This is a genomic window from Corallococcus sp. AB049A, from assembly GCF_003668885.1.
In the GTDB taxonomy this organism is placed as follows: Bacteria; Myxococcota; Myxococcia; order Myxococcales; family Myxococcaceae; genus Corallococcus; species Corallococcus interemptor.
Genome location: NZ_RAWL01000286.1, coordinates 1 through 11,297, shown reverse-complemented (window position 1 = coordinate 11,297; position 11,297 = coordinate 1). Strand labels below are relative to the sequence as shown.

General features: G+C 71.3%; 8 protein-coding genes. 6 read left to right on the top strand and 2 right to left on the bottom strand.

The genetic code is table 11. The annotated features are described in order from the left end of the window. The first annotated feature begins 144 nt into the window (after positions 1-144). Positions 145-1,491 (top strand): serine protease, encoded by a 1,347-nt coding sequence (locus tag D7X55_RS26520; RefSeq protein WP_120547552.1) that lies wholly within the window; start codon positions 145-147, stop codon positions 1,489-1,491. Beyond that, positions 1,479-2,447 carry an FHA domain-containing protein gene (locus D7X55_RS26515; RefSeq protein ID WP_121724521.1) on the top strand — a complete coding sequence of 323 codons (969 nt, stop codon included), beginning with the start codon at positions 1,479-1,481 and terminating at the stop codon, positions 2,445-2,447. Before D7X55_RS26520 ends, D7X55_RS26515 begins: the two co-directional genes overlap by 13 nt. A 27-nt stretch (positions 2,448-2,474) precedes the next feature. Here D7X55_RS26515 and D7X55_RS26510 read toward each other — a convergent pair whose 3' ends face one another. Next, positions 2,475-3,455, bottom strand: coding sequence for an aldo/keto reductase (locus D7X55_RS26510; protein WP_121724520.1), 981 nt, complete (start codon positions 3,453-3,455; stop codon positions 2,475-2,477). Positions 3,456-3,513: 58 nt separating this feature from the next. Here D7X55_RS26510 and D7X55_RS26505 point away from each other — a divergent pair, with 58 nt between their 5' ends. Continuing rightward, on the top strand, positions 3,514-4,710 hold the full coding sequence (locus tag D7X55_RS26505; RefSeq protein WP_121724519.1) for a cytochrome P450: 1,197 nt from the start codon (positions 3,514-3,516) through the stop codon (positions 4,708-4,710). A gap of 70 nt (positions 4,711-4,780) precedes the next feature. Here D7X55_RS26505 and lon read toward each other — a convergent pair whose 3' ends face one another. Further along, the gene (gene lon, locus D7X55_RS26500; protein WP_120547556.1) at positions 4,781-7,240 is read right to left on the bottom strand and encodes an endopeptidase La; all 2,460 of its coding nucleotides are present in this window, start codon (positions 7,238-7,240) and stop codon (positions 4,781-4,783) included. Between the two features lie 270 nt (positions 7,241-7,510). Between lon and D7X55_RS26495 the strand changes: the two genes are divergently transcribed. The 3 genes from D7X55_RS26495 to D7X55_RS26485 all read left to right on the top strand — a co-directional run. Continuing rightward, positions 7,511-8,728 carry a VWA domain-containing protein gene (locus tag D7X55_RS26495; protein ID WP_120547557.1) on the top strand — a complete coding sequence of 406 codons (1,218 nt, stop codon included), beginning with the start codon at positions 7,511-7,513 and terminating at the stop codon, positions 8,726-8,728. Positions 8,729-8,963: 235 nt separating this feature from the next. Further along, on the top strand, positions 8,964-9,830 hold the full coding sequence (locus D7X55_RS26490) for an ImuA family protein (protein WP_121724518.1): 867 nt from the start codon (positions 8,964-8,966) through the stop codon (positions 9,828-9,830). Between the two features lie 13 nt (positions 9,831-9,843). Continuing rightward, on the top strand, positions 9,844-11,297 hold a 1,454-nt coding region (locus D7X55_RS26485; protein WP_147470211.1), incomplete at its 3' end, for a DNA polymerase Y family protein.

Genomic DNA, 11,297 nt, shown 5'->3' with positions numbered 1-11,297 from the left:
CCCTGGCGGGGGCCCTGGTGGTGTCGTACGCGGCCTGGCGCCGCCGCCGGCAGGGGGAGGGGCCGGCCGCTTCTTGAGCCCTCTCAACAGGGGGCGACAGCGTCCCCCAGTGGGGCTCGCGGTGGGATACGGTGCCTGCCGCCCATGTACTCCCTTCTCCTTGCCGCCGTGCTCGCGCAGGGGCCCGTGGCCCCTCCGGAGGCCGCGGCGTCCCCGGCGCCGCCGGTCCTTCCCGCGCCGGACGCGGGCGTCGCGGACGCGGTGGTGCCGCCCCTGCCGGTGGCGTCACTGCCTCCGGCCACGCATGAGTTGTTCCGCCGCATCCAGGGCCGCGTCGCGCAGGTGCGCATCATCGAGCGCCGCTCCGGCACGAAGTCCTCCATCGGCTCCGCGTTCTTCGTGAGCGCGAAGGGCCACGCCCTCACGAACTACCACGTCGTCTCCGACCTGGTGCTCCACCCGGAGGACTACACGGCGGAGCTGGACCGGGGCGACGCGACGGTGCCGGTGCGCCTGCTCGCGGTGGACGTGGCCAGCGACCTGGCCGTCATCCAGGTGGACTCGCCCGTCAGCGACTTCTTCAAGCTGGAGGAGCACGAACCGCCGCAGGGCACGCGCCTGTTCGCCATGGGCAACCCGCGCGACCTGGGCACCACCATCGTGGAGGGCACCTACAACGGCCTGGTGCGCGACGCCCTCTACGAGCGCGTGCACTTCACCGGCGCCATCAACCCCGGCATGAGCGGCGGGCCCACGCTCAGCGGCGAGGGCGGCGTCGTGGGCGTCAACGTGGCCACCATGGGCAACCAGGTGGGCTTCCTGGTGCCGGTGGCCCGCGCGCGGACGCTGCTGGACAAGGCGCTGGAGCAGGGCGCTCCGCCGGACTCCGCCGCGCTGATGACGTCCGTGAAGGATCAGCTGATGGCCAACCAGCAGCGCATCACCGACCGGCTGATGGCCACGGACCTGCCGAAGCAGGCGCTGGGCGCCTATCGCGTCCCCGGCCGCTGGAGCCCGTTCCTCAAGTGCTGGGGCGACACGCCGCATGATCCGGAGACGCCCTACACGGTGACGAGCTACCAGTGCTCCTCCGAGGAGGACATCTTCCTGTCCTCCAGCCACCGCACGGGCGTGGTGGCCTACCTGCACCAGCACGTGGAGAGCCAGAAGCTGGGCGCGATGCGCTTCTCCGCGCTCTACAGCACGCTCTTCTCGCAGGACCCGGACGCGGTGGCCGCCACGCGCGAGGACGTCACCAACTTCCGCTGCAAGTCGGAGTTCGTGGACGTGAACGGCCTCACGGTGCGCGCCGCCATCTGCCTGCGCGCCTACCGCCGCTTCCCGGGCCTCTACGACCTGGTGCTGCGCGCGGCCACGCTGAACGCGACGACGCACGGCGTGGACACCAGCCTCACGCTGGGCGGCTTCTCCGCGGAGAACGCGCGCAAGCTGGCGCGCCGCTACCTGGAGGGCCTGTCGTGGACGAAGTGATCTTCCTGGAGGTGCTGGAAGGGGACGCCGTCCAGTCACGCCACCGGCTGGACAAGCTGCCGGTTTCGGTGGGGCGCGGCTACGCCAACGACATCATCCTGGACGACCCCAAGGTCTCCGCCGAGCACCTGCGCCTGGAGCGGCGCGAGGACGGCGCGGTGGTGCTGCACGACGTGGGCAGCGTGAACGGCACCTTCAGCGTGGAGCCGTGGGCGCGACTGAAGGAACTGGTGCTCACCCCGGACACGCGCGTGTCCGTGGGGGACACGGTGCTGCGCTTCCGTCCGCGCTCGTTCATGGTGGAGGACACCGTCGTCAACGAGGCCCCGGCCTCACCGCGTGAGCGCCTCTTCGAACGTCCCCGCGCCTTCGCGCTGGCGATGCAGGCGCTGGTGGCCGTGTCGTTCATCTCGGAGCGGGTGACCCAGTTCGGGAAGACGGACTGGGGCGACCTGCTGTTGTCCAGCGTGCTGCCGCTGGGCCTTGCGCTCCTGTGGGCCGGAGGCTGGTCGCTGGCGAGCCGCATCGCGCGGCGCAGCTTCCACTTCCGGGTGCACGCCACCATTGGCGCGCTGCTGCTGTTGGGCTTCGCGGTGGCGCCGCCGCTGTTCGCGCTGTTGAGCTTCAGCTTCTCGCTGGGCGCGTGGCTGGGCTTCGTGCGCACGCTGGCGGTGCTGGGGCTGGTGGGATGGGGGCTGTACTGGCACCTGCGCTACGTGACGCGCTGGCGCTCGGCGCGGCTGGTGCGCGGGCTCGTCATCGCGTCGCTGGGCGTGCTGACGCTGACCAACGTGTCGGAGCTTTTGGGCAACGAGCCCTTCAGCGAGTCGCTGGAGTTCCCCCGCTCGCTCCTGCCGCCGGTGCTGCGCGTGGCGCCGGCGCGCTCCATGGACTCGTTCTTCGAGGACGTGCAGCCGCTGGAGAAGAAGGTGGACGCGCTCGTGAAGGAGCGCTGAAAGGCGCGTCCACCTGCTGGCACCGGCCTACATGCCGCGCACCGCGTGCGGCTTGTAGGGGGCCTCCAGCGCCTTCACCTCCTCGGGCGTGAGCTTGAGGGTCACGGCCTTCACCGCGTCCTCCAGGTGCTCGGGCTTCGTCGCGCCGATGATGGGCGCGGTGACGGCGGGCTTGGACAACAGCCACGCCAGCGACACCTGCGCGGGCGGGGCCTTGCGTCCTTCCGCCACCTGCTTCACCGCCTCCACCACGTCCCAGTCCCCGGGCTGGTTGTAGAGCACCGGCGACAGCGTGTCGGAGCCCGCGCGCGTCGTGGACTCCTTGTCGTCCAGTGACTTGCGCGAACCCGCCAGCAGCCCGCGCGCCAGCGGCGACCAGGGGATGACGCCCACGCCCTCCGCCTCGCAGAGGGGGATCATCTCCCGCTCCTCCTCGCGGTAGACGAGGTTGTAGTGGTTCTGCATGGACACGAAGCGCGCCCAGCCGTTGCGCTCGGACACGCTCAGCGCGCGCATGAACTGCCATGCGTACGCGGAGCTCGCGCCCAGGTAGCGCACCTTGCCCTGACGCACGAGTTGATCCAGCGCGGACAGCGTCTCCTCGATGGGCGTGTTCGGGTCCATCCGGTGGATCTGGTACAGGTCGATGGTGTCCACGCCCAGCCGCTTGAGGCTCGCCTCGCAGGCCTGGGTGATGGCCTTGCGTGACAGGCCGCGCTCGTTCTGGCCGCTGCCCATGGGGAAGTAGACCTTCGTGGCCAGCACCACCTCGTCCATCTTCGCGTACTTGCGCAGCGCGCGGCCCGTCACCTCCTCGCTGACGCCGTCCGAGTACATGTTCGCGGTGTCGAAGAAGGTGACGCCCAGCTCCACCGCGCGGCGGAAGAAGGGCTGCGCCGCCTCTTCGTCCAGCACCCACGGGCGCCACTTCGGGGTGCCGTAGCTCATGCAGCCCAGGCAGATGCGGGAGACCCGCAGGCCCGTGTGTCCCAGGTTGGCGTATTTCATTCCGTCCGCTCCTTCGTCTTGAGTGCCAGAGACGTTCGCTGCTTGCGTATTGCCTGCCATGAGCGAGCGCTTCAACCTCCTGTCGCCGGAAGTGAAGGCCAACCCCTATCCCACCTACGCCCGCATGCGCCGCGAGGCCCCCGTGTGTCAGGTGGAGCCCGGTGGCATGTGGGCCGTGTCGCGCCACGAGGACGTCCTGCGCGTCCTCAAGGACCCTCGGCGCTTCTCCTCGCAGGGCTTCCGCGTGGCCACCAACCCGCCGTGGCTGGGCGGCAACCCCTTCTCCGAGTCCATGCTCACCATGGACCCGCCGCATCACGCCCGCCTGCGTGTCCTGGTGCAGAAGGCCTTCGGCGCCACGGCCATGGCCCGGCTGGAGCCCCGCGTGCGCGACCTCTGCCGGCAGGCGGTGGCGGACCTGCCCCGGGGCGTGCCCGTGGACCTGATGCCGCCGTACGCGCTGCGCATCCCCGCCGCGGTCATCAGCGAACTCTTGGGCCTGGACCCGTCGCGCGCCACGCGCCTGAAGCAGTGGGCGGACCTGATCACCGGCGGCGTCACCACCGTCCGGCCGGAGGAGGAGGACCGCAAGCAGCGGGCCCGCGACGCGGTGGCGGAGCTGCGCCACTCCTTCGGCGAGGTGCTGGAGGCCCGCGCCCGCGCGCCCGGCACGGACCTGGTCAGCGAGCTGCAACAGGCCCGCGTGGAAGGGGAGGCCCTGTCGAAGGACGAGCTCATCGCCTTCATGGCGCTCCTCCTGGTGGGCGGCATCGAGACGGTGGTGCACCTGTTGGGCGCGTCCCTCGTCGTGCTGCGGGATCATCCGGAGCTCTGGACCCAGCTGCGCGCGGACCGCTCGCGCATCCCCGCCTTCATCGAGGAGGTGCTGCGCTACGAGCCGCCCGCCCAGGCCGCGCCGCGCCTCACCACGGAGGCGGTGGAGCTGGGTGGGGTGCACCTGCCCAAGGGCGCCCCGGTGCTGGTGCTCCTGGGCTCCGCCGCGCATGACGACGCGCACTTCCCGGACGGCGACCGCTTCAACCTGTCCCGCCCCGGCCCGCAGAACCTGCCCTTCGGCCACGGCATCCACTTCTGCCTGGGCGCGCAGCTGGCGCGCATGGAGGGCCGCCTGGCCCTGGAGGCGCTGCTGGATTCCTTCAGCCACCTGCAGGCCGGCCCGGAGCCCATGACGTGGCACCGCACGCTGGTGGTGCGCGGGCCCGCCACGCTGCCGCTCGTCCTGCACCCGCACTGACCCCGCAAAGACGACGGGCAGGTCCCCGGTGAAGGGAACCTGCCCGCGTCACTTCAAACCATGGACCTCGTTACGCCCGGACTTCCGCCGGGGGCGTGTCCGTGGTGGTCGCCGGGATGGCGGCGCCCTCCTTGAACGGAGACGTCTCCAGCGCGGCGCTGAGGACCTCGTCCATCTTCGTGGCGAAGATGAACTCCAGCTCGTTCTTCGCCTGCTCCGGCACGTCGATCAGGTCCTTGCGGCAACGCTCGGGCAGGATGACCCGCTTGATGCCCGCGCGGTGCGCCGCCAGGACCTTCTCCTTGATGCCGCCCACCGGCAGCACCAGGCCACGCAGCGTGGCCTCGCCCGTCATCGCCGTGTCGTGCCGCACCCGGATGCCCGTCAGCAGGCTGGTGAGCGCGGTCAGGATGGTGACGCCGGCCGAAGGACCATCCTTGGGGATGGAGCCCGCGGGGAAGTGCAGGTGGATGTCCGTCTTCTCGAGGAAGTTCGGGTTGATGCCGAGCGACTCCGCCTTGCTGCGCAGGTAGCTCAGCGCCGCCGTGGCGGACTCCTTCATCACGTCGCCCAGCTGGCCGGTGAGCGTCATGCCGCCCTTGCCCGCCATCTTGGTCGCTTCGATGAAGAGCAGGTCGCCACCCGCCGCGGTCCACGCGAGGCCCGTCGCGACACCGGGAACCTCCGTGCGCTCCGCGACCTCCGAGTAGAACGTCTCGGGCCCGAGGATCTCCTTCACGCGCTCGGCGCCGATGGTCTGCTTGTCCAGCTTGCCGCCGGCCACCTCCACCGCCACCGCGCGGCAGATGTCCGCGATGCGGCGCTCCAGGTTACGCACGCCCGCCTCGCGGGTGTACGACGTGGTCAGGATGAGCAGCGCCTCGTCCTGCACCTCGATGTGGTCCCCGTTGAGGCCGTGCTCCTTGAGCTGCTTCGGCACGAGGTGGATGCGGGCGATGGCCTGCTTCTCCTCGAACGTGTAGCCCGTCAGCTCGATGATCTCCATGCGGTCACGCAAGGGACCGGGGATGGGATCCAGCTGGTTCGCCGTGGCGACGAACATGACCTTCGACAGGTCGAACGCCACGTCCAGGTAGTGGTCGCTGAACGTGCTGTTCTGCTCCGGGTCCAGCACCTCCAGCAGCGCCGCGCTCGGGTCGCCGCGGAAGTCCGCGCCCAGCTTGTCGATTTCGTCCAGCATCATGACCGGGTTCTTCGTCCCGGCCTTCTTCATGCTCTGGATGAAGCGGCCCGGCAGCGCGCCCACGTACGTGCGGCGGTGGCCACGGATCTCCGCCTCGTCACGCACGCCGCCCAGCGACAGGCGCACGAACTTGCGGCCGGTGGCCTTGGCCACGCTCTGGCCCAGCGACGTCTTGCCGACGCCCGGGGGACCGACGAGGCACAGGATGGGCCCGCGCATGTCGTTCTTCAGCTTGCGGACGGCCAGGTACTCCAGGATGCGCTTCTTCACCTTCTTGATGCCGAAGTGATCCTTGTCCAGCTGCTGGCGCGCGTTCTCGATGTCGAGGTTGTCCTCGGACACCTTGGACCACGGCAGGTCCGCGATCCAGTCCAGGTAGGTGCGCGCGACGGTGTACTCGCTGGAGGCCGCCGGGATCGTCTTCAGGCGGTTGAGCTCCTTCTGGGCGACCTTCTCCACTTCCGGAGGCAGGGCGGCCTTCTTCAGGCGCTCCTGCAGCTCGTCGAGTTCTTCCTCTTCCTCGCCCATCTCGCCGAGCTCTTCCTTGATCGCCTTGAGCTGCTGGCGCAGGTAGTACTCGCGCTGGGTCTTCGACATCTCGCCCTTCACGGCGGAGTCGATCTTGTTGGAGAGCTTGAGGATCTCGCGCTTGCGGTTGAGCAGCTCCAGGACGAGCTTCATGCGCGCCTTGAGGTCGACCGTCTCCAGCACGGCCTGCTTCTCCTCGATGGGCACGTCCACGTTGGCGGCGATGAGGTCCGCCAGGTGGCCCGGATGCGTGATGCTCTCCACCAGCTCCGTGGCGGCGGCCGGCAGCTCGGGCATCAGCTCGATGACCTCGCGCGCCAGCTTCTTCAGGTTGATGCCCAGGGCCTCCACTTCGACGTTCTCGGAGGAGGTCTTGTCCTCCACCGCGTCGACGCGGGCCTTGAGGTAGGGGGCTTCCTGGACCAGCTCCATCACGCGGAAGCGCGCGAGGCCCTGGACCACGAGCGAGTAGTTGTCCTCGCCCATCTTCAGGAGCTTCACGATGCGGGCGACGGTGCCCATCGTGTACAGGTCGGACGCGCCCGGATCCTCTTCCTCGGCGCGGCGCTGCGTCACGACGCCGATGACCTGGTCGTCACGGACGGCGTCCTTGATCAGCGCGATCGTCTTCTGGCGGCCGACGGCCAGGGGCAGCACGCCGCCGGGGAAGAAGACACTGTTGCGCAGCGGCAGGATGGGCAGCACCTGCGGGATGTCTTCCTTGTTGATGAGCCCCGGAGGGGCCATCGCGGTGGGCATGGCGCTGGCCGCGGTGCCCTTCTTCTTCTCGTCAGACATGGGAGTTCGGCCTCTTCCTTGCTTGAACCCGGTCAGCAAGCGGCCGGGCCGGTGAACCATCCGGTTGTTTTCTGCGGCGGATGAACCAACGTAACAACCAAACCGGACATGGCAAACGCGATGTGCGTTATTTCCGTGCCTCGTTTTCTGTACGACGCTCCTCCTTTAACGGCCCAGAAGTCTCGCGTCCGGCGAAGGGGTGGGGCATGCTTGCCCCCCTCTCACGCTTGATGCGGTGCGCGAGCGCGCGCCCCCGCACTGGAGGCCGATGTGAAGCTCCACACCTGCGCCCACCTGCTGTCGCTGTCCGCGCTCCTGGCGGTCGGTTGCCACTCTCCCGTGGATGACGACGGATCCACGGTCCCGGACAGCTGCGAGGCGACGCCTCCGGTGGTGGCCCCCCAGAAGACGGACATCCTCTTCGTCATCGACAACTCCGGCTCCATGACGGAGGAGCAGCAGGGCATCGCCACGGAGTTGCCCGCCTTCGTCGCCGCGCTGAAGCAGGGCAGCGGTGTGATCCAGGACTTCCGCGTCGGGGTCATCACCACCTCCGTGTACCAGCGCCAGCGGGTGGCGGACGGGACGGACATCATCCGCGCCTTCCCGGATCAGGAAGGCCGGCTGCAGCCGGTGAAGGACGAAGCGAAGCAGCCCACCGGCGAGCGCTTCATCGAGAGCTCGGATCCAGACCTGCTGCCCAAGTTCCAGCGCCTGGTGGATCAGGGGACGAGCGGCAGCGGGCAGGAGGCGCCCTTCGAGGCGGTGCGGCTGGCGGTCGCCTCGCCCCTGGCCACCCAGCCCCCGGAGGAGGGAGGCAACGGAGGCTTCCTGCGCGACGACGCCCGCCTGCTGGTGGTGGTGGTGTCCGACGAGGAGGACTGCAGCTCCACGCAGCGCCCGCCGCCGGTGTACCTGGGGCAGGACCGGGCGGTGGATTCGTGCACCGAGCAGGGGGACAAGCTGACCCCGGTGTCGGAGTACTACCAGGCCTTCCAGGGCCTCAAGGACAGCCGGGGCGCGTCGCGCGAGGTGCTGTGGGCGACCATCGGCCCGGTGGCGCTGACGGACAAGCGCGCGGAGGTGACGACGACGACGGAGGGCGGCGTCACGTACGTGCGCAACGTCGACTGCCCGACGTCCTATGGGCCCGGCTACCGGCAGAGCGACATGGCGAAGTCGTTCGACGCGACGCGGGCGAACCTGGACTCCATCTGCAAGCCCAGCTACCAGCAGACGCTGCTGGACATCGCGGAGCTGGCCACGGTGGCGCAGAGCGTGGCCGTGGTGAACCTGCCGGATCCGCGGCTCGCGGTGGTGTACGTCACGCGCTCGGACGGCTCCGTGCAGACGTGCACCGCGGCCAATGGCGACTTCCGCTACGAGCCGCCCAGCGGCGACCGCTCCGCGCGCATCTTCTTCCTGGGGCCGTGCCTGCGGCGCGTGGGCGACACGAAGGTGGAGGTGAAGGTGCTGTGCGCCGGGTAGCCCGGAGCTGATCCGCGCACGCCGTTCACGAAGGGCCCCGCGAAGCACGCGGGGCCCTTTTTCGTGACCTGTCATGTCCGGTGCGAAAAAAAAGAAGGGCGCGGATCCGCCCTTGTCCGTCGAGTGAAGCACCCGACGCGACAGGTCCGGTCCGCTCGGAATGCCGCCTGCTCGGGTGTCAGACGGCTTCGGATACTGGCCCCATGCGCGCGAGTGCGCGCTGCGAGGAGGCCAGATGGGCGCGGCGGTCGAGCGGTCGGGGTTGGCGGTGGTGGAGGAGCTGCGCGAACGGATCCGCCAGCTGCAGGCGGCGCCGCGGCGCGCGCTGTCGGTGCTGCGCACGGGCGTGGACGCGGTGGACGCGCTGTTGCCCCAGGGCGGCCTGCCCCTGGGGACCTCCGTGGAGCTGTGCGGCGAGGCGGCGTCCGGGCGCACCAGCCTGGCGCTGCGCGCGGTGGCGTCCGCGCACCGGGAGCTGCGGCTGTGCGCGTGGGTGGATGGGCCGAAGGAGCTCTATCCCCCCGCCGCGGCGGCGCTGGGCGTGGACCTGGAGCGGCTGCTCGTCGTGCGGCCCCAGCTCTTCGCGCAGCGGGTGTGGGCCGCCGTGCAGCTGGCGCGCAGCGGGACGTTCACGGCGGTGGTGGTGGACCTGACGCTCGGCGTGGGCGTGCCGGGGCGGCCGGAGCGGCTGGCGCTGACGGAGGCGCGCAAGCTCGCGGACGCGGCGGCGCGGGGCGGGACGCTGGTGCTGCTCCTGACGTCGCCAGAGGCGCCCGCGGACGGGCTGGCGCGGCTGCGGCTGGAGGCCCGGGGCGTCCAGGGCTGGTCCGTGGAGCTGGAGCGCAGCCGGGGCGGAGGCGTGGGAACGCGCGTCGTGAGCCCCTGGAGTGCGCTGTACCCGGAGGTGGGGCTGGATGCCGGGGCGCGGCTGCTGGACGCGGACGCGGAAGCGCCGGGGGACGCGGGGCCGGGCTTCTACCGGGACCCGGGAGACCGCGTGCGCAACGGCCTGGGCATCCTGGGCCAGCGTCCCGGCCGTGACGCGCCCATGCCCTCCCTGGGGAGCGCGCTGTCCCAGTCCCAGTCTCAGGACGGACGCTGAAGGAGGGTGAGGCATGCGGAGGGGCTACCTGCACGTCACGCGCTTCCCGGTGCAGCGCAAGGTCATCGAGTCGCCCGAGCTGTCGGGCCAGCCGCTGGTGCTGGTGGAGGAGGTGCGCGGCCAGCGCCGGGTGGCCTTCGCCTCCACGCGCGCGCTGAAGGCCGGCGTGCGGCCGGGGATGACGCTGACGGCGGCCACCGCGCTGGAGCCCGGGCTGCGGCACTTCCCGTACCGGCCGAAGGACGAGGCCCAGGCGCTGGCGTCCCTGGGGGAGTCGCTGCTCGGCCTGTGCCCGGGCTTCCAGTGCGACGCGCCGGACGGGCTGTGGTTCGACGCGAGCGCGGCGCACCTGGCGGGGGGCGAGCCGGAGCTGGGCGCGCGCGTGCTGGAGGTCTGCGGTGAGCAGGGCTACCGGGCGCACGTGACGGTGGCGTCGGAGGCGTTCACCTCGCGGGTGCTGGCGCGGCATGGCTCCCGGCGCGTGGAGGTGGTGGCGGAGGGGCAGGGCGCGCGCGCGCTGGCGCCGCTGCCCCTGAGCGCGCTGGAGGACGGCTCGGCGAAGGCCTTCTCCGTCCTGGGGCTGTCCACGCTGGGGGAGGTGGCGGCGCTGCCGGCCGGGGCGGTGACGGCGCGCGGAGGCGCGAGCGCGGCCCGGGCCCACGCGCGGTGCCGGGGCGTGGACGACACGCCCTTCACGCCGGATCCGCTGGAGGAGGTGCTGGAGGACCGGGTGGTGCTGGACGCGCCCGCGGACACCTTCGAGCCCGTGCAGTTCGCGCTCAAGACGCTGCTGGACAGACTGGGCGCGCGGCTCTCCGGGCGGCAGCGGGCGGCGGTGCGGCTCACCTTCGTGCTGCGCCTGGACCCCACCGGCGAGGCGCAGGTGCCGCTCTTGCTGGCGCGGCCCACGGCGCGCGCGAAGCTGCTCCTGGACCTGGCGCGGCACCGGCTGGGGGAGCTGCGGCTGGAGCGGCCGGTGGCGGAGGTCGCCGTGCGGGTGGACGCGCATGACGAGGACCTGGGCCAGCAGCTGGCGCTGGGGGACGCGCCGGAGGGGGACGCGGCCCTGGAGGGCGTGCTGTCGCGGCTGGCGACGACGCTGGGCGAGGAGGCGCTGTTCGCCGCGTCCCTGGAGCCGGTGCACCGGCCGGAGGCGGCGCACACGCCCAAGGCCTTCCATCCACCGGAGACGCGGCGGGGCCTGTTGTCCCCGTCCGGCCCGCTGGCGCCGGAAGGCCATGGCCCCGGAGCGCCTGTCACTGTCTGGCGCGAGACGGGGGCGGCCCGGGAGCGGCCGTCGCGGCTGTTGGCCCGGCCGGCCCGGCTGGACGCGGAGGTGGCGGCGTCCGGGGAGATGCTGGCGGCGCGGCTCGCGGGGCGGCGGCACCGGGTGACGGCCATGGCGGGGCCGGAGCGGCTGGGGGGCGAGTGGTGGACGGACACCCCGTACCAGCGGGACTACTACCG

Coding starts and splice junctions, on each gene's coding strand:
- lon (WP_120547556.1), bottom strand. CDS start 7,240: ATGTCTGACGAGAAGAAGAAGGGCACCGCGGCCAGCGCCATGCCCACC.
- D7X55_RS26510 (WP_121724520.1), bottom strand. CDS start 3,455: ATGAAATACGCCAACCTGGGACACACGGGCCTGCGGGTCTCCCGCATC.
- D7X55_RS26520 (WP_120547552.1), top strand. CDS start 145: ATGTACTCCCTTCTCCTTGCCGCCGTGCTCGCGCAGGGGCCCGTGGCC.
- D7X55_RS26505 (WP_121724519.1), top strand. CDS start 3,514: ATGAGCGAGCGCTTCAACCTCCTGTCGCCGGAAGTGAAGGCCAACCCC.
- D7X55_RS26490 (WP_121724518.1), top strand. CDS start 8,964: ATGGGCGCGGCGGTCGAGCGGTCGGGGTTGGCGGTGGTGGAGGAGCTG.